General features: G+C 70.5%; 15 protein-coding genes. 7 read left to right on the top strand and 8 right to left on the bottom strand.

What is annotated here, in order from left to right; genetic code table 11:
- Window positions 1–41 precede the first annotated feature (41 nt).
- The 3 genes from BT98_RS24170 to BT98_RS0111680 form a co-directional block, all read right to left on the bottom strand.
- Complete coding sequence (locus tag BT98_RS24170; protein WP_019459236.1) at window positions 42–317, bottom strand: hypothetical protein; 276 nt, start codon at window positions 315–317, stop codon at window positions 42–44.
- Window positions 318–445: 128 nt separating this feature from the next.
- Window positions 446–2038: an ABC transporter substrate-binding protein gene (locus BT98_RS0111675; protein ID WP_019459235.1), complete on the bottom strand. Its 1593-nt coding sequence runs from the start codon at window positions 2036–2038 to the stop codon at window positions 446–448.
- A 151-nt stretch (window positions 2039–2189) separates the two neighbouring features.
- On the bottom strand, window positions 2190–4505 hold the full coding sequence (locus BT98_RS0111680; RefSeq protein ID WP_019459234.1) for an ATP-binding protein: 2316 nt from the start codon (window positions 4503–4505) through the stop codon (window positions 2190–2192).
- A 301-nt stretch (window positions 4506–4806) separates the two neighbouring features.
- Here BT98_RS0111680 and BT98_RS0111685 point away from each other — a divergent pair, with 301 nt between their 5' ends.
- Window positions 4807–5835, top strand: a complete 1029-nt coding sequence (locus tag BT98_RS0111685; RefSeq protein WP_019459233.1) for a zinc-binding alcohol dehydrogenase family protein — start codon at window positions 4807–4809, stop codon at window positions 5833–5835.
- Between the two features lie 76 nt (window positions 5836–5911).
- Here BT98_RS0111685 and BT98_RS0111690 read toward each other — a convergent pair whose 3' ends face one another.
- From BT98_RS0111690 to BT98_RS27280, 4 genes are all read right to left on the bottom strand, one after another.
- Entirely contained in the window at window positions 5912–6898 is a 987-nt protein-coding gene (locus BT98_RS0111690) for an MBL fold metallo-hydrolase (protein WP_019459232.1), read from the bottom strand.
- Complete coding sequence (locus BT98_RS0111695) at window positions 6895–7704, bottom strand: IclR family transcriptional regulator (protein ID WP_019459231.1); 810 nt, start codon at window positions 7702–7704, stop codon at window positions 6895–6897. Before BT98_RS0111695 ends, BT98_RS0111690 begins: the two co-directional genes overlap by 4 nt.
- Complete coding sequence (locus tag BT98_RS0111700; RefSeq protein WP_019459230.1) at window positions 7704–8849, bottom strand: FAD-dependent monooxygenase; 1146 nt, start codon at window positions 8847–8849, stop codon at window positions 7704–7706. Before BT98_RS0111700 ends, BT98_RS0111695 begins: the two co-directional genes overlap by 1 nt.
- A gap of 65 nt (window positions 8850–8914) precedes the next feature.
- Window positions 8915–9151 (bottom strand): hypothetical protein, encoded by a 237-nt coding sequence (locus BT98_RS27280; RefSeq protein ID WP_139341637.1) that lies wholly within the window; start codon window positions 9149–9151, stop codon window positions 8915–8917.
- A gap of 51 nt (window positions 9152–9202) precedes the next feature.
- On the opposite strand from BT98_RS27280, the gene BT98_RS0111705 reads away from it, so the two are divergent.
- From BT98_RS0111705 to BT98_RS0111730, 6 genes are read left to right on the top strand one after another with little or no spacing between them, the layout of a single operon-like run.
- Complete coding sequence (locus BT98_RS0111705; protein ID WP_019459229.1) at window positions 9203–10858, top strand: peptide ABC transporter substrate-binding protein; 1656 nt, start codon at window positions 9203–9205, stop codon at window positions 10856–10858.
- A 32-nt stretch (window positions 10859–10890) separates the two neighbouring features.
- The gene (locus BT98_RS0111710; protein WP_019459228.1) at window positions 10891–11841 is read left to right on the top strand and encodes an ABC transporter permease; all 951 of its coding nucleotides are present in this window, start codon (window positions 10891–10893) and stop codon (window positions 11839–11841) included.
- 11 nt (window positions 11842–11852) lie between these two features.
- Complete coding sequence (locus BT98_RS0111715) at window positions 11853–12743, top strand: ABC transporter permease (protein ID WP_019459227.1); 891 nt, start codon at window positions 11853–11855, stop codon at window positions 12741–12743.
- A complete protein-coding gene (locus tag BT98_RS0111720) occupies window positions 12740–13828 on the top strand; it encodes an ABC transporter ATP-binding protein (protein WP_237719315.1) in 1089 nt (362 codons plus the stop codon). The genes BT98_RS0111715 and BT98_RS0111720 overlap by 4 nt, the downstream gene beginning before the upstream one ends.
- On the top strand, window positions 13825–14835 hold the full coding sequence (locus BT98_RS0111725) for an ABC transporter ATP-binding protein (RefSeq protein WP_237719314.1): 1011 nt from the start codon (window positions 13825–13827) through the stop codon (window positions 14833–14835). Before BT98_RS0111720 ends, BT98_RS0111725 begins: the two co-directional genes overlap by 4 nt.
- A 41-nt stretch (window positions 14836–14876) precedes the next feature.
- Window positions 14877–16205 (top strand): NAD(P)/FAD-dependent oxidoreductase, encoded by a 1329-nt coding sequence (locus tag BT98_RS0111730; protein WP_019459224.1) that lies wholly within the window; start codon window positions 14877–14879, stop codon window positions 16203–16205.
- Between the two features lie 389 nt (window positions 16206–16594).
- Here BT98_RS0111730 and BT98_RS0111735 read toward each other — a convergent pair whose 3' ends face one another.
- Window positions 16595–17488, bottom strand: coding sequence for an ABC transporter permease (locus BT98_RS0111735; protein ID WP_019459223.1), 894 nt, complete (start codon window positions 17486–17488; stop codon window positions 16595–16597).
- Window positions 17489–17494: the final 6 nt, after the last annotated feature.

Genomic DNA, 17494 nt, shown 5'->3' on the forward strand with positions numbered 1-17494 from the left:
CTCATGGACCCACTCATGGCCTCGTCCCGGGAGTGGCAGGCTCAGCCGGAGCTGCCATTCCCGCCCTTGTCGTCCTGCTGCTTCTGGTCCTGCTTCTCGGCGGCATGGCGGCGATGGACGCCCACGGCGCATCCCGCCGCGGCCCCCGCCACCGCATGGCCCTTGCCGACGAAATGACCCGCCACCGCGCCCACCGCGCCGTCCTTGACGCAGCCGCCCTCCTTGGCCGAGGCCGGGGTGCTCAGTGACGGTGCGGCCAGCAGGCCGAGCCCCAGCAGTGGAACCGCGAGGGCGGAGAGGGTGATACGACGACGCATGCAGCGATCCTCCGAAGCTCTTTGCCTGGAAGCAACGCCGCATGGGGCGGGCGGGGTGGTGGCCGCCGGATGAAGCCTGCGACATCCGCCGCCGGAGGGGCCTCCCTCCGGCGGCTGCAGCGGGGCGGTCAGGCCCAGCGGATGTCGTAGAACTGCGGCAGCCCGCTGCGCATGCCCGTCAGCTTCGCGCTGAACACGGTCTGCGGGTAGTAGGCGCCGAGCGGCAGATAGGTCGGCTCCCGCATGAAATCGGCCTGGATCTCGCGGCAGATGCGCTTCTGCTCGGCCTCGTTCGGCGCGTCGAACCACTGCTGGCGCAGTTCCTCCAGCTTCGGCGCGTTGGGCCAGCCGAACCAGGCCTTGTCGCCGTTGCCGCGCAGGCCGAGATGGCTCGCCGGATCGAAGTTGTTGGTGCCGGTCAGGTTGGTGATGAAGGCGTTCCAGCCGCCCTGGGCGGGCGGGTCCTTCTTCGCGCGGCGCTGCACCACCGTGCCCCAGTCCGTCGACTGGAGGTCCAGCTTCATGCCCGCGCGGCGCAGCAGGTCGGCGACCACGAGGCCCGCCGCGTTCTGGTCCGGGTAGTCGGTCGCCACCAGCAGCGCCACGGCCTCGCCCTTGTAGCCGGCGGCGGCGAGGTCGCGCTTCACCTTGTCCATGTCGCGCGGGCTGGTGAGGACCTCCATTCCCGCGTCGTTGGCGAAGGGCGTGCCGGGGCTGAAGACGCCGACATCGTCCTTCCACATGCTGCGATCCTCCCCGGCGATGGCCATCATCACGTCGGTCTGGCTTACCCCGCCCAGCAGGGCGCGGCGGATCGCGGGATTGTCGAAGGGCGGGTGCAGCGTGTTGAAGCGCATGATGGCCATGTTGCCGGAGGGGTCCAGCATCGAGCTCTTCAGGCTGCGGTTGCCCTTCAGCAGCGGCATCAGGTCCGCCGTGGGCTGCTGCCACCAGTCGGCCTCGCCATTCATCATGGCATTGGCGGCGGTGGAGGCATCGGGGATGACCCGCCACTCGATCCGGTCGAAATGCGCACGCTTCGGCCCGGCGGTGAAGCTCGGCGTGCCGCCGGCACGCGGCACATAGCCATCGAAGCGCTCATAGACCGCAAGCGAGCCCGCGACATGCTCGCTCGCCTTGTAGCGGAAGGGGCCGCTACCGACCATCTCGTCCACGCGGACGAAGGGATCGGTCTTCGCCAGCCGTTCCGGCATGATCGCTGGCATCGAGGTGCCGGTCTTGCCCAGGGCGTTCGGCAGCAGCGGGAAGGGCTTCTTCAGCCGGAAGCGGAAGCGCCGGTCGTCGATCACCGAGAGATCGTCCGTCGCGGCCATCAGCGCGGCGGCGAAGGCATCGCGCGCGGCGATGCGGCGGATGCTGGTCACCGCATCGATGGCGCGTACCGGCTCCCCGTCGTGGAACCTCATCCCCTCGCGCAGCGTCAGGGTCCAGAGCCGGCCGTCATTCTCGACGACATGCCCCTCCACCATCTGCGGCTGCATCGCATAGCTCTCGTCCTGGCCGTAGAGCGTGTCGAAGACGAGGTAGCCGTGGTTGCGGGTGACGGTGGCGGTGGTCCACATCGGGTCCAGCACCGTCGCGTCGCTTTCGGGGATGAAGCGCAGCAACTTGTTTTCCGCGCCCAAGCCGAGTCGCGGCGCGGACAGCGCCCCGAAGGCGCCCAGCGCGGCGGTGGCGGAAAGGAACTGGCGTCGCTGCATGGCAAGGGAACTCCCGTTTTCCCGGAGCGCCCGTCAGGGGAATGGCATTTCCCCCCTGGGCGCGGCGGCGCCATGCTTCCCCTCCCGCCATGCAGGCCGCAAGGGGAATGCACGGTTCATGGCCCCGGCAGCCTCTTTGCGGGAAAGGAGGCTAGGGGCTGGCCGGCCGCTGCTTGGCCAGGACATAGCGGATCTTGCGGGCCAGGGCCTCCCGCGTATAGGGCTTGGACAGGAGCTCGACCCCCGGGTCCAGCCGGCCGCCATGGACAATGCCGTTCTCGGTGTAGCCGGAGGTGAAGAGCACGGCGATGCCGGGCAGCCTTTCCCGCGCCTTGCGCGCCAGTTCGGGGCTGCGCAGCGTCCCGGGCATGACGACGTCGGTGAAGAGCAGGTCCACGGCGACCCCGCTCTCGATCACGGTCAGGGCGCTGGCCGCGTCGCGCGCCGTCAGAACCTGGTAGCCCAGCTCATTCAGCATCTCGACCGCCGTGGCCCGGACGCTGTCGTCGTCCTCGACCACCAGCACGGTCTCGCAGCCCCCGGCGACGGGGCCGCTTTCCAGCGACACCGGCCGGTCCTCGCCCTGGTGCGCGCGGGGCAGGTAGAGCCGGACGACGGTGCCCTGGCCCGGCTCGCTGTAGATCTTCACGTGACCGCCCGACTGCTTGACGAAGCCATGCACCATGGAGAGGCCGAGCCCGCTGCCCTTGCCGTCCGGCTTGGTGGAGAAGAAGGGCTCGAAGGCCTGCCGCACCACCTCCGGGGGCATGCCGCTGCCCGTATCGGTCACGGCGAGGAGCGCATACTGCCCGGGCGTGACGTCCGCGTGCAGGCGGGCATAGTCGGCATCGAGCATCGCGTTGCCGGCCTCGATGGTGATGCGGCCGCAGCCCGCCATCGCGTCCCGGGCATTGATGGCGAGGTTGAGCAGCGCGTTCTCGAGCTGCGTCGGGTCTATCAGGGTGTTCCACAGGCCGCCGGACACGACCGTCTCGATCTCGATCGCATCGCCCAGGCTGCGGCGCAGCATGTCCTCCATGCCGGCGATCAGCCGGCCGAGATTGACCACCTTCGGCTCCAGCGGCTGGCGCCGCCCGAAGGCGAGGAGCTGGGCGGCGAGCTTGGCGCCGCGCTGCACCCCGGCCATGGCGTTGGCGAGGCGGCGTTCCGCCTTCTCCCGCCCCGCGACATCCGCCGCCAGAAGCTGCAGGTTGCCCGAGACCACCTGGAGGAGGTTGTTGAAGTCGTGCGCCACCCCGCCGGTGAGCTTGCCGATCGCCTCCATCTTCTGCGCCTGCTGCAAGGCGAGCTCGGCCTGGCGGCGCTCGGCGATCTCGGTGACGACGCGCGCCTCCAGCGTCTCGTTGAGCTGCCGCAGCTGCTCCTCGGCTTCGCGCCGCTGCGCGATCTCGCGCTCCGCGGCCTGTAGCAGCCGGGCGTTGTCGATGGCCACCGCCGCCTGCCCGGCCAGGCTCACCAAGCTGGTCTCGCTGGCGGCGTCGAAGCGGCCGGGTTCGCGATGGCCGAAGAGCAGGGCGCCGATCGGTGCGCCGGTGCGGGAGCGGACCGGCACGGCGAGGTGGCTGCGCACCGGCAGGTGGCCCGGCGGCATGCCGGCATGCGACGCGTCGGGGCCATAGCGCGGGTCACGGGTCACGTCGTCGGAGCGGATCACCGTCCGGCCCGCGAAGTCCGGCGAGAAGAGAGGGGTGGCGCGCGGCATGGGGAAGCTGGCGAAGGCCGCGGCATCGGCCCCCGACAGGGCGTAGAGGCGGTAGTCCTGCCCCGTCTCGTCCTCGGCATTGTAGAAGAAGGCACCGAACTCCGCGCCGGTCAGCGAGATGCCCGCATCGACCGCGAGCTGGGTGAGGCGACCGACATCGAGCTCGCTGGTGATGGCGATCCCGGCGCGGTTCACCGTCGCCAGGGTTTCGGTCTGCTGCTGGAGCGCCTTCAGCGCCGCCTGTTCGCGCTGCCGGCCCAGGACCTGGTCGGTCACCTCCATGGCCGCGCAGACCAGGCCGGCGATCTGGCCGCTCTCGTCGCGCAGCGGGGTGTAGGAGAAGGTGAACCAGGTTTCCTCACGCCGGCCCTGGCGCAGCATCGGGATCGGCAGCTCGCGGTAATACTGGGCGTCGCCCGAGAGGGTGCGGTCCACGATGGGGCCGAACTGCGGCCAGATATCGGCCCAGACCTCGGCAAAGGGCCGGCCGAGCGCCCAGGGATGCCGCTCCGCGAAGATCGGCGTATAGGCATCGTTGTAGAGAAAGGCGAGATCCGGCCCCCAGGCGACGAACTTCGGCTGGCGGGAGTTGAACACCATCTCGGCGATGGTCCGCAGGGAAGCCGGCCAGTCGGTGACCGGCCCCAGCCCGCTGGCCTCGAAACCCGGCTCCCGGACCAGCGCGCCGGTATCGCCGCCGCCGAACGGCCAAGGGTCTGCCTCTGTGGTGATCCTGCTCAGCATCGCTACTCGGTTCTGCGGCGGCCAGCCCCGGTCCGGCGCCGGGAAGGGCGAAGGACAGGACTCCTCCGGTACGGAAAGAGGTCAGGAAAACCCATGATGCCACTCCGGCGGCCCCTTCGCCAGACAGGTGCCGACAAGGCAACGAACAGGGGTGCCGGAGCGGCTGGAGGGTGGGATATTGCAGGACGGGGCCGGCCATGCAGCTTTCGCCCGTCTTGCCGGTTCCTCCGCCATGATGGGGTGCGGGGCGCAAGGGCCTGGTCCGGCCCCCTCCGCGCCCGCCTGCCAGAGGAGAGCTGCCATGAAGGCCGTCGGCTATCGCAGGAACCTGCCCGTCGCCCATGATGAATCCCTGATCGACCTGGATCTGCCCGTGCCGGAACCCGGACCGCACGACCTGCGCGTCGCGGTGAAGGCGGTCTCGGTCAATCCGGTGGACACCAAGCAGCGTGCCCGCGCGACGCCGCCCGAGGGCGGGGTCCAGGTGCTGGGCTACGACGCCGCCGGGGTGGTGGAGGCGGTCGGCGCCGGGGTCACGCTGTTCCGGCCGGGCGACGAGGTCTTCTATGCCGGCAGCATCGACCGCCCCGGCACGGACAGCGAGTTCCACCTGGTGGACGAGCGGATCGCCGGCCACAAGCCGGCCAGCCTGTCCTTCACCGAGGCGGCCGCCCTGCCGCTGACCGCCATCACCGCCTGGGAGCTGCTCTTCGACCGCCTGGGCGTGCCCTATGGCGCCCTGACCGGCGGGCCCATGGCGGGCGGCGGAACGCTGCTGGTCATCAACGGCGCCGGAGGCGTGGGGTCCATCCTGACGCAACTCGCCCGCCGCCTGACCGGGCTGACCGTGGTGGCCACGGCCTCCCGCCCCGCCACCATCGAATGGTGCCGGAAGATGGGCGCGCATCACGTGATCGACCATCACCGCCCGCTGGACGAGGCGTTGCGCGAGGCGGGAATCGAACAGGCGGAGTATGTCGCCAGCCTTTCCGCCTCCGACCGGCACCAGGCCGCCGTGGCGAAGCTGATCGCGCCCCAGGGCAAGGTGGCGCTGATCGACGACCCGAAGAGCTACGACATCATGCCGTTCAAGCGGAAATGCGTCTCGGTCCACTGGGAGTTCATGTTCGCGCGCCCGGTCTTCCGGACGGCGGACATGATCGCCCAGCACCGGCTGCTGAACGCGGTCTCGGCGCTGGTGGACGAGGGCTTCCTGCGCAGCACGCTGCACGAGGAGGCGGGCACCATCAACGCCGCCAACCTGCGCCGCGTCCACGCCACGCTGGAAAGCGGGCGGGCCATCGGCAAGACGGTGCTGACGGGGTTCTGAGGGAAAGGGATTTCCCTCCGGAGAGTGGAACCGGCGGGCAGGGCGCCCGAGGCGGCGGTGCTCCGGGCGGGCTGCCTCAGCCCGCCTCGCGCTGCATGACCGAGACGGCATCCCGGCCGATCCCGAAGGCGGTCAGGTCGGACGCGATCATCAACGGGCCATCATAGCCGGTGCGGATGGCGGACTGGAGATCGGCCAGCGTCGCATTCCCGTTCAGCCCGACATGGTAGAGCGCAGCCAGGCGCGGCTTCGCCTCGCGGAAGGCGCGCGCCGCGTCGTCCGGCGAGGCGAGGTGGCTGTAGACCGCGCGATAGGCCGGGTCGCCCGCCAGCAGCGCTTCCGGGATCAGCGTGACGGGGTGGAGGAAGAGATCCGCACCCCGTCCCTGGCGCACGACCTCCTGGCTGTAGCGCGTGTCGCCGGCCAGGACCACGACGCGGCCGCGGTACTCGATGCGGTAGCCATAGGACGGCCTGACCATCTCGCCATGGTCGTTGTCGAAGGCCAGGACACGCAGCCCGTCCTGTTCGTGGACAAGGCCCGGCGCCACGTCACGGGCATCGATGCGGATGCCTTCCTCCGGATTGTGCTCGTCCGCGAGACGCGTGCCGATATCGGCGGCATAGGCCGCGCGGAGGCCCTTCGCCATCGCCTCGGTGCCCGGCGGTCCGTAGAGCAGGAGCGGCGCCGCGCGGCGGCCATAGGGCGGCCGCAGCCAACCGGTCAGCCAGAGATCCGGCAGGCCCGCCGTATGGTCGGAATGGTGGTGGGTCAGGAAATGCGCGTCGATGCTGCCCAGCGGGATGCGCAGTTGCCAGAGCCGGATCGTGCAGCCGCGCCCGAAGTCGAAAAGCAGGCGCCGGTGGCCGCATTCCACCAGCGTGGCATTGCCGAAGCGCTGGGCGGAAGGCATGGGCGTGCCGGAGCCGAGCACGGTGACACGGAACAGATCCTCCGTCACGGGCGCCGCCTCCGGCGCTCCCATGGCTTTCCCGCCTTGTGCCGTGACGAGGCCGCCGGCCATGCCGGCGAGAAGCAGCTTCCGACGTCGCACGATGCTCATGCCTCCTTCGGTCCGCGATCGTTGCGGGCGCCCATCAGCCGCGAGAGTTCCGCCGCCGCGCCCTTCACCCGCCGTTCCACCTCCGCGCGGAACGGTGCCGGGCCGAACTGCGCGGCGGGCCCGGCCAGGCTGAGGGCGGCGAGGGGCCTGCCTTCCTGCCCCAGCACCGGGGCGGCGCAGGAATCCACGCCGGGCTCATAGGCGGAGAAGCTCCAGGCGCAGCCGCGCACCGCGTCCTCGGCCAGCACGGCGTCCAGGGCCGCGTGCGTGGCCGGGGAGTGCGGCGTGGCGGTGGGCAGCGGGCCGGGGCCGAGGCGTGCCCGTCTCTCCGCCGGCGGCAGCGGCGCGAGCAGCACGCGGCCCGGCGTGGTCAGGTGCGCCGGCACGCGGCTGCCGATGCGGATATGGCTGACCAGCGGCGTGTCCGGCATCTCGCGGGCGAGGTAGAGCGCCTCGCCGCCGCTGAGCACGACGAGATAGGAGGAGAGGCCGGTTTCCGCCGCCAGCCGCGCCAGCACCGGCCGCGCCAGGGAAACCAGGTCGCGCGAGGCCAGGGCGGAGGCGGCGAGGCCCAGAAAGCGCAGGCCCAGGCGGTACTCGCCGCCCGGGGCACGTTCCAGCACGCCCTCGTATTCCAGCGTGTCCAGCAGCCGGGCCATCGTGGCACGGTTGATGCCGGTGCGCCGTGCGGCCTCGCTGAGATTCGCGGTTGGGCCGCCCTCCGCGATGTATTCCATCAGCCGGACGGCACGCTGCACCGGGGAGATCAGGTGCCCCGGTGCTTCCTCCGGCATCTCGGCCGGCATCAGGCCGCCGCCGCGGGCGGTGTGTCGAGCGGCACGTTCCAGGCGTCGTAGCCATAGACCCAGTCGGCATTGCCGCCGGCGCGCAGCCAGGCATTGCCGCGGGATGCCACCTGGATCTCGGCGGTGCGCGCCAGGCGCGCCCGCTCGTAGCGGCGCAGGGCGGCGGGGATGTCGGCCATGCCTTCGTGCAGGCAGCGGGCCAGCACCACGGCATCCTCCACCGCCATGCCGGCGCCCTGCGCCATGAAGGGCATCATCGGGTGGCAGGCATCGCCGAGCAGCGTGACGCGGCCACGCGACCAGGACGGGAGCGGGTCGCGTTCGTAGAGCGCGGTCTTCAGCACGCTGTCGCAGGCCGCCAGCAGCGCCCGCGCCTCGGGGTGGTAGCCGGCATATTCGGCGCGCAGCTCCTCGACGCTGCCGGGCGTGGTCCAGGATTCCTCGCGCCAGCTTTCCTGCGGCGTGGTGGCGAAGATGAAGGTCTCCCGCCCCGCGCTGATCGGGAAGGTGACGATCTGGCTCGCGGCATTCGGCCCCCACCACTTGGTGAAGCGGTCGAGCCCCGGCAGGTCCAGCCTTTCCCGCGGGATCACGGCGCGATAGGCGACCACGCCGGTGAAGCGCGGCTGCTCCTCCCCGAACAGGGCGGCGCGCACCACGGAATGGATGCCGTCCGCGCCCACCAGCGCCGCGACGGTGGCCCGCGTGCCGTCGGCGAAGGCGAGATGCACGCCCGCCGCGTCCTGCGCGATCCCGGTGGCCCGTTGGCCGAGGCGGATGCACTCGGCGGGCAGCGCCTCCTCCAGCGCGCGCAGCAGGTCGGCGCGGTGCAGGGTGAGCTGCGGGGCGCCGTATTTCGCCTCCGCCTCGCCGGACATGGCCAGGACCGAGGTTTCCGTGCCCGTGTCCCAGTCGCGGCTGACGCGGTGCGTGGGGCGGGCGCCATGCTCGCGCAGGGCCGCGCCGATGCCGAGCCCGTCCAGGGCGCGCACGGCGTTGGGCGTCAGGTTGATGTCGGCGCCGACGCGGGAGAACCGGCGCGCCTGCTCGAAGACCAGGACCTCGCGCCCGGCGCGGTGCAGCGCGATGGCGGCAGCGAGGCCGCCGATGCCGCCGCCGATGATGCCGATGGGGGAACCGGGCATGTCCGCTCCTGTCCGGGATAAGACGGCTTGTCTTGGCCGCCGTTGTTCATATTTGAATGAATAGATCAGATATGTTCATCATGAGCGGCGCCGGGGTCAAGCCTGTTTTCGTTTTGTGCATCTGCTAACAACATTGGCGGGTTGAGCGGAAAACGGGCGGAAAGCTTCCGGCGCATACCCCGGTTGAACGGAATTGCAGCGTGCGGCCGGATTGACAGGCCGGCGACACCACGCCCAAGCTCCACCCCAACAACGCCGGCCGGGATTTCCTGCCTCAGGAACCACGGGAAAAGGGCGGCCAAGCTTTCGGGAGCCTGACCAGTCGCCGGCGAAGCAACGGATGGGGATCCGTCATGTCTCGCTCGCGCGAAAACAGCCTCGGCCTGCCGCGCCGCCTCCTTCTCGGGGCGGGTGCCGCACTGCCTTTCGCCGTGACCGGCGCGCGGGCGCAGAACGTCCCGCCGCCGCCGCCCGCGCCACGTGGGCAGGTGGTGGTCGGCCTGTCGCAGGAACCCACCGTCTTCAACCCGCTGATGCCCGCCATCGAGGTGGACCAGGGCGTCTGGTGGAACCTCTTCGACCCGCTCTGGGGCGTCGATCCCGACGGCAACCTGACGCCGGCCCTGGCAAAGGAGGTGCCCTCGGTCGAGAATGGCGGCATCTCCAGGGATGGGCTGTCCTGGACGATCAGGCTGAAGGAGGGCGTCACCTGGCATGACGGCACGCCCTTCACCGCCGAGGACGTGAAGTTCACCATCGACCTTCTGAACAACCCGGCCTTCCGGGCCAGGACGCGACTGGGCGCCAATCTCGTCCGCGACATCACGATCAAGGGGCCGCACGAGATCTCCTGGCGCATGGAGAAGGCGTATTCGCCCTATCTCTCCCTGCTGGCCTGGACCTTCATTGTGCCGAAGCACCTGCTGGCCTCGGCTTCCGATCCCAACACCGCACCCTTCAGCAACGCGCCGGTCGGCACCGGCCCCTTCCGCTGGGGCGAACGCGTGCCGGGCGACCACCTGACCCTGTTGGCCAACACCAAGTACCATGGCACGGGCCCGTATCTGGAGCGGCTGGTCTTCAAGTACATCCCGGACCTGACGGTGCTCTACACCCAGTTCCGCACCGGGCAGATCGACCATGCCGGCACCCAGGGCATCCTCGCCAACTTCTACGAGGAGGCGAAGAAGCTGAAGGGCCTCGTGCTCTCGGTGAATCCCAGCCAACAGGTGGAGGCGATCGCGCCGAACCTGGAATTCCCCGCGCTGGCCGACAAGGCGGTGCGGCAGGCGCTGTATCACGGCATCAACAAGCAGGCGATTACCGACATCGTCTATTACGGTCTGCCGAAGCCCACGGAATCCTTCTATCCGCGCCAGTCCTGGGCCTACAACGCGGACCTGCCGGCGCATCGCTACGATCCCGCGGCCGCCAACAGGATCCTCGACGAGGCGGGCTGGAAGCGCGGCGCGCGCGGCATCCGCGAGAAGAACGGCGTACGGCTGGAGTTCAACTCCTCCACCACCGCCGGCAACCCGCTGCGCGAGCAGGTGCAGCAGCTCCTGGCACAGGACTGGCAGAATATCGGCGCCTCGATGAAGATCGCCAACATGCCGGCGGCGGTGATCTGGGGCGAGTTCTTCACCATGTCGAAGTACCAGTCGGTGCTGGTCTCCGCCACCTACCAGACCGGCAACGACCCGGACTGCGCCTATCGCTTCAGCAGCAAGGCCATCCCTGCCAAGGGCGGCGCCGGCTCCAACACCATGCAGTATTCCAACCCGGAGGTGGACCGGCTGCTGGAGGAAGCCACGGCGACCTTCGACCGCGAGGAACGCCGCGCCGCCTACCAGAAGGTGCAGGTCCTGGTGCGCGACGACCTGGCGATCCTGCCGATCTATCAGCCCGCGCCGGTGGAAGGACTCAAGGAGGGGCTCGTCGGCTACAAGCCGAACATCAACGTGCAGTCCAACTGCTGGAACATCGCGACCTGGTACTGGGCTCGCTGAGCGGTGGGGGCTGAGACGGGGCGCGGCGCCCGATGAGGCGCTACCTCACCCTTCGCCTGCTGCAGTCGCTGGTCCTGCTGCTGCTGGTCTCGATGATCGGCTTCGCCATCCTGCACCTGGCGCCCGGCGGGCCGATGTCGCAGTTCATGGCGGGCGGCGAGATGTCGCCGGAGGACATCGCCCGCGTCGAGCGCCAGCTCGGCCTCGACCGGCCCCTGCCGGTGCAGTACCTGGAATGGCTGGGGCGGATGCTGGTGGGCGACTGGGGCCGCTCCTACCGCGACCAGCAGCCGGTGCTCGCCGTGATCGGCTCGCATCTCGGCGCGACGCTGGAGCTGATGGTCACCTCCACCCTGATCGCCATGCTGCTGGGCTGCTGGCTCGGCGTGCTGAGCGCGATCCGGCGCTACTCCTTCTTCGACATGCTGGTGACGGTGGGCTCCATGGTGGCGCTCTCCATCCCGACCTTCTGGTTCGGGCTGGTGGTGATCTTCATCTTCTCGGTGCATCTCGACATCCTGCCGGCGGGCAACCGCTACACGATGGGCGACGGCTCCTTCCTGGATCAGCTGCACCACCTGATCGCGCCCTCCCTGGTGCTGGCCCTGGTCTCCACCGCGATCTGGAGCCGCTACATGCGCTCCTCCATGATCGACGTGCTGCACCAGGACTTCGTGCGCACCGCCCGGGCCAAGGGCATCCCGGAGCGGCGCATCCTGCTGCACCACACGGTGCGCAACGCGCTGCTGCCGATGATCACCGTGGCCGGGCTGCAGCTTCCGAACCTGCTGGGCGGGGCCCTGGTGACGGAGACGGTCTTCACCTGGCCGGGCATGGGGCGGCTCTTCCTCGATTCCATCAGCTACCGCGACTATCCGGTGGTGATGGGCATCCTGATGTTCACCGCGGTGCTGGTGCTGCTGGGCAGCCTGATGGCGGACCTGCTCTATGGCGTGGCCGATCCGCGCCTGCGGCTGAAATAGGCGGCTGCGCCATGCCCAGCGATGCCACGATTGCCCCCCTGGCCGCCGCCCCGGCCCGCCGCGCCGGCAACCCGGCGCTGCGCCGCTTCCTGCGGCACCGGCTGGCGCTGTTCGGCGCCGTCACCATCCTCGTCCTGGTGCTGCTCTGCGCCTTCGGGCCGCATCTACTGCCCTATGACGACCTGTATATCGACCTGCGCGCCCGCTTCGCGCCGCCCTTCGCCGGGCCGCATGTCCTGGGCACCGACCAGCTCGGCCGCGACACGCTGGCGCGGCTGCTGATGGCGGGGCGCATCTCGCTCGCCGTCGGCTTCGCCGCCATGGCGCTGTCGATGCTGATCGGCATCAGCGTGGGCCTCGTCGCAGGCTTCTATGGCGGGGTGGTGGGGGCGGTGCTGATGCGCTTCGTCGATGCGATGCTCTGCTTTCCCAGCATCTTCCTGCTGCTGGCCCTGGCGGCCTTCGTGCAGCCGGATGTGGTGAGCATCATCGTCCTGATCGCGCTGACCGCCTGGATGGAAGTGGCGCGCATCGTGGAGGCACAGATCCGCGCGCTGCGGGAGCGCGACTTCGCCGTGGCGGCGGAGGCGAGCGGCGCGGGCGACACGCGGATCATGCTGCGGGAGCTTCTGCCCAACGCGCTGGCGCCGATCGTGGTCTCGGCCACGCTGAACGTGGCGCATGCGATCCTGGCGGAATCCTACATCAGCTTCCTCGGCTACGGTATCCAGCCGCCGACGCCGAGCTGGGGCAACATGCTCGACAACGCGCAGACCTATCTCGGCAGCGCCCCATGGCTCGCCATCATCCCCGGGGCGGTGATCGCGCTGACGGTGACCTGCTTCAACTTCCTGGGCGACGGGCTGCGCGATGCGCTGGACCCGCGGGCGGCGGGGCAGTGACCCGATCCGCCACCCTTCCCGCGCCGGAGACCGGCGCGGCGGCAGGCTCGGCGCCGGGAGCCATGCCGGCGGAGAACGTGCTGGAGGTGCGCGGGCTGAACGTCCGCTTCGGCGCGCTGCCGGCAGTGCGGGACGTATCCTTCGAGGTGCGCCGGGGTGAGACCCTGGCCCTGGTCGGCGAGTCCGGCTCGGGCAAGAGCGTCACCAGCCTGGCCCTGCTGCGCCTGACGCCGCCCGCCCCCGCCTGCCGGGTGGAGGGGCAGGTGCTGCTGCGCCGGAAGGACGGCAACACGGTGGATCTCCTCGCCCTGCGGGAGGAGGAGATGCGCGCGATGCGCACCGCGAAGGTCGCCATGGTCTTCCAGGAGCCGATGACCTCCTTCAACCCGGTGCACACGATCGGCGCGCAGATCGCGGAGGCGATCCGCTTCCATGAGGGGCTCGGCCGGCGCGCCGCCGAAGGGCGGGCGGCGGAGCTGCTGGACCTCGTCGGCATCCCCGATCCGAAGCGGCGCCTGTCCGCCTATCCGCACCAGCTTTCCGGCGGCATGCGGCAGCGGGCGATGATCGCCATGGCGCTGTCCTGCGGGCCGGAGCTGCTGATCGCCGACGAGCCGACCACGGCGCTGGACGTCACCATCCAGGCGCAGATCCTGGAACTCCTCGCCCGGCTGCAGAAGCAGACCGGCATGGCGATGATCTTCATCACCCACAATCTCGGCGTGGTGGCGGAGATCGCCGACCGGGTGATGGTGATGTATGCGGGCCGGGTGGTGGAGCAGGCGGAGCTGCTGCCGCTCTTCCGGAGCCCACGCATGCCCTATACCGCCGGGCTGATGCGCTCCGTGCCGCGCCTCGACCTTGCGGGGCAGCGGCGCGAGCCGCTCTTCGCCATTCCCGGGCAGGTGCCGGACCCGCGCCACCCGCCGCCGGGCTGCGCCTTCGCCCCGCGCTGCGCGCATCACCGGCCCGACCCCTGCGACAGCGCGGTGCCGCCCCTGGAAGAGACCGGCGGCGGGCATCTCAGCCGCTGCTTCCGCTGGCGCGAGCTGTCCGGCGCTCTCGCGGCGCAGGGGGTGTCGTGAGCGACGTGGCAGCACCTTCCGCGCCGGTGCTGGAGGTGCGGGGCCTCCACAAGCATTTCCCCGTGGGCGGAGGGCTCTTCGGCCGGGGACGGCAGCAGCTCCGCGCCATCGACGGGCTCTCCTTCTCGATCCACCCGGGAGAGATCCTGAGCCTCGTCGGCGAATCCGGCTCGGGCAAGAGCACGGTGGGCCGCACCGCGCTGCGCCTGCTGGAGCCCACCGAGGGCAGCATCCGCTTCAAGGGCGAGGACATCACCAACCTGTCGCGCGCCCGGCTGCGCCCGCTGCGGCGGCAGATGCAGCTGGTCTTCCAGGACCCCTATGCCTCGCTGAACCCGCGCATGACGGTGGAGCGGATCGTCGCCTCGCCGCTGGAGATCCACGATATCGGCGAGACCCCGGCCGACCGCATGGAGAAGGTGGAGGAGGCGCTGCGCCTCGTCGGCCTGCTGCCGCAGCACGCGCAGCGCTATCCGCACGAGTTCTCCGGCGGACAGCGGCAGCGCGTCGGCCTGGCGCGCGCGCTGGTGACGCGGCCGGACTTCATCGTGGCGGACGAGCCGGTGAGCGCGCTCGACGTCTCCATCCAGGCGCAGGTGGTGAACCTGATGCTGGAGCTGCGCGACCGGCTGGGCCTGACCATGCTGGTCATCGCGCATGACCTCGCCGTGGTGGGACACATGTCCGACCGCGTGGCGGTGATGTATCTCGGCCGGCTGGTGGAGATCGCGGAAACACGTTCGCTCTTCGCCGCGCCGCGCCATCCCTATACCGAGGCGCTGCTTTCCGCCGCCCCGAACCCGGACCCGACGCGCCGCCGCAAGCGCATCGTGCTGACGGGCGACGTGCCGAGTCCGCTCGACCCGCCTTCCGGCTGTTCCTTCCGCACCCGCTGCCCCTATGCCCTCCCGGCCTGCGCGGCGGACCGGCCGCCGCTGCGCGCGGTCGCGCCCGGCCACCTCACCGCCTGCATCCGCGACGACCTCGACCTGCAGGCCGCCGGCTGAAGGCTTCCGCCCGTCTCTTCTGACCCAGGACAACACCGCTCATGTCGCCGCCCGTCGATCAAGTCCAGAGTGACCCGAAGCTGCCGGAAGCCGCCGATGTGGTGGTGATCGGCGGCGGCATCGCCGGCGTTTCGGCGGCCTGGCACCTTGCCGGGAAGGGGCATTCGGTCGCGCTGATCGAGAAGGGCGTGATCGCGGGCGAGCAGTCCAGCCGCAACTGGGGCTGGTGCCGGCAACAGAACCGCGACGAGCGCGAGCTGCCGCTGATCAAGTACAGCCTGGAGCTCTGGGGCCGGCTGAGCGAGGAGATCGGCGCCGATGTCAGCTTCCGCCGCACCGGGCTGGTCTACACCACGGACAAGCAGTCAGACCTGGACGAATGGGAGGAGTGGTCGAACCTCGCCCGCGAATACCAGGTGCACAGCCGGATGCTCACCGCCGAGGAAGCGAACGCGCTGACGCCGGGCTGCACGAAGAAGTGGATCGGCGGCGTGCATTCGCCCACCGACGGCCGTGCCGAGCCTTCCAAGGCGGCACCCGCCTTGGCCGAGGCGGCGCGGCGGCGGGGCGTCACCATCCACCAGGGCTGCGCCGCACGCGGGCTGGAGACCCAGGGCGGCCGCGTCTCGGCGGTGGTGACGGAAAAGGGCACGATCCGCACCCAGGCCGTGCTTCTCGCCGGCGGCGCCTGGTCCTCGATGTTCTGCCGTAGCCTGGGCATCGACCTGCCGCAGGCCGGGGCGCGCTCCACCGCCTTCTCCACCACCGAGGCGCCGGAAGTGACCGCGGGCGGGCTCTCCACCCCGGGCTTCGTCATCCGGCGGCGGCTGGATGGTGGCTACACCGTCTCCATCCGCGGGCGCGGGCTGGTGGAGCTGACGCCGCAGGGGCTGCGCTACGCCCGCAAGTTCTGGCCGGCCTTCCTCAAGCGGCGCGCGGGCGGCGTGAAGATCAGTGTCGGCCGCTCCTTTCTCGAAGGACCGGAGGCGCTGGGCCGCTGGAGCGCGGACAAGCCCACCCCCTTCGAGCGTATCCGCGTCTTCGACCCCGCGCCCGATACCGGCACGGTGGACGAGGCGCTGAAGCAGCTCGTGGAAGCCTATCCGGCCCTGGCCGGCATCCGCATGAAGAACGCCTGGGGCGGCTGGATCGACTTCATGCCCGATGCGGTGCCGGTGATCTCCCCGGTGGAGAAGCTGCCGGGGCTGACCCTCTCCACCGGCTTCAGCGGCCATGGCTTCGGCATCGGCCCGGGGGCCGGAAGGCTGGCGGCGGATCTGGTGGCGGGCGATGCGCCGATCGTCGATCCGACGCCCTTCCGCTATGTCCGCCTGATCGACGGCTCACCCCTGCCGCCAGGGCCGATGTAACGCTCCTCGCCCGTCATGGGGGCGCCGTGGTTGGGGGCAAGGCGCCGCCTCGCCCCCAAACCCCCACTCCGCCAGGACCCTGCGGGCCCTGGACCCATTTTCGTTGGCGCTCTCTGTGGCCGGATCACGCCGGAGAGCATCGCTCTCCGGCGACTGCCAGTGCAGGTCGCGCGGACACGGCGTCTTTCTTCTTCCGGGAGCCCCGCTGATCCACCTGCTCTCCGGGTTCAGACGGGAGACCAACCTTTCCACCCCGAGCCAATGAAAGGCGGGGTCCGGGGACATACCATGTCCCCGGCGGTGGGGGTTCCGGGGGCAGGCGGAGCCTCCCCCGGGGCTGGCCACAAGTGCGACGCCACAGCGTGTCGCCCCAGGCGAAACCCGGCGGCCTATCGCAGGGTCGGGTCCAGCCGGTCGCGCAGCCAGTCGCCGATCAGGCTGACCGAGAGGGTGGTCAGCACGATCACGGCGGAGGGGGCGAGCAGGATCCAGGGGGCGCGGGTCAGGTACTCGCGCCCATAACCCACCATGTTGCCCAGCGAGGTCATCGGCGGCTGCACACCCAGGCCCAGGAAGGAGAGTCCGCTTTCCAGCAGGATGATCTCCGGGAAGGCCAGCGTCATCGACACGATCAGGGTCGAGGCGATGTTGGGCAGCACGTGGCGGCCATAGATGCGCCAGGGCGAGGCGCCGAGCTGGCGCACCGCCGCCGCGTAGCCCTGGGCGCCGGCGCTGATGGCGAGGCCCCGGGCGATGCGGGCATAGCGTTCCCAGCCGTTGAGGCCGAGCAGGCAGATGAAGAGCGGCAGGCTGTTGCCGAAGAAGGCCAGCACCGCCAGCGCCAGGATCAGAAAGGGCATGGCCGCCTGGAAATCCACCAGCGCCATCACCGCCTGTTCCACCAGCCCACGGAAATGCGCGGCCAGGAAGCCCAGCAGCGTGCCCAGCACCGCCGAGATGGCGGTGGCGCCGAAGGCGATCAGCAGGCTCATGCGGATCGAGGCTATGAGCCGGCTCAGCACGTCGCGGCCCAGCTCGTCCGTGCCCAGCGGATGCAGCCAGGTGCCCCCCAGCCCGACCGGCGGGGCGAGGCGCGACCGCAGGTCGAGCGCGGTGATGGGGAAGGGGCTGATCCAGTCCGCGGTGAAGGCCACCGTCAGCATCAGCACCACCCAGCCCAGGCCGAGCAGCACGGGCAGCGGGACGGGGACGCGCTTCGGTGCGGGCGGCGCCGTGATGGCCGGGGCGGAAGCGGGCGCGGCGGGGAGGGCGAGGTCGGACATGCGGCT

This window comes from Roseomonas mucosa ATCC BAA-692, from assembly GCF_000622225.1.
GTDB lineage: Bacteria > Pseudomonadota > Alphaproteobacteria > Acetobacterales > Acetobacteraceae > Roseomonas > Roseomonas mucosa.

What these genes read in the sequence shown, in the direction of transcription:
- BT98_RS0111675 (WP_019459235.1), bottom strand. Translation starts at nt 2,038, where the DNA reads ATGCAGCGACGCCAGTTCCTTTCCGCCACCGCCGCGCTGGGCGCCTTC.
- BT98_RS0111715 (WP_019459227.1), top strand. Translation starts at nt 11,853, where the DNA reads ATGCCCAGCGATGCCACGATTGCCCCCCTGGCCGCCGCCCCGGCCCGC.
- BT98_RS0111735 (WP_019459223.1), bottom strand. Translation starts at nt 17,488, where the DNA reads ATGTCCGACCTCGCCCTCCCCGCCGCGCCCGCTTCCGCCCCGGCCATC.
- BT98_RS0111680 (WP_019459234.1), bottom strand. Translation starts at nt 4,505, where the DNA reads ATGCTGAGCAGGATCACCACAGAGGCAGACCCTTGGCCGTTCGGCGGC.
- BT98_RS0111710 (WP_019459228.1), top strand. Translation starts at nt 10,891, where the DNA reads ATGAGGCGCTACCTCACCCTTCGCCTGCTGCAGTCGCTGGTCCTGCTG.
- BT98_RS0111705 (WP_019459229.1), top strand. Translation starts at nt 9,203, where the DNA reads ATGTCTCGCTCGCGCGAAAACAGCCTCGGCCTGCCGCGCCGCCTCCTT.
- BT98_RS24170 (WP_019459236.1), bottom strand. Translation starts at nt 317, where the DNA reads ATGCGTCGTCGTATCACCCTCTCCGCCCTCGCGGTTCCACTGCTGGGG.
- BT98_RS0111685 (WP_019459233.1), top strand. Translation starts at nt 4,807, where the DNA reads ATGAAGGCCGTCGGCTATCGCAGGAACCTGCCCGTCGCCCATGATGAA.
- BT98_RS0111690 (WP_019459232.1), bottom strand. Translation starts at nt 6,898, where the DNA reads ATGAGCATCGTGCGACGTCGGAAGCTGCTTCTCGCCGGCATGGCCGGC.
- BT98_RS0111730 (WP_019459224.1), top strand. Translation starts at nt 14,877, where the DNA reads ATGTCGCCGCCCGTCGATCAAGTCCAGAGTGACCCGAAGCTGCCGGAA.
- BT98_RS0111695 (WP_019459231.1), bottom strand. Translation starts at nt 7,704, where the DNA reads ATGCCGGCCGAGATGCCGGAGGAAGCACCGGGGCACCTGATCTCCCCG.
- BT98_RS0111700 (WP_019459230.1), bottom strand. Translation starts at nt 8,849, where the DNA reads ATGCCCGGTTCCCCCATCGGCATCATCGGCGGCGGCATCGGCGGCCTC.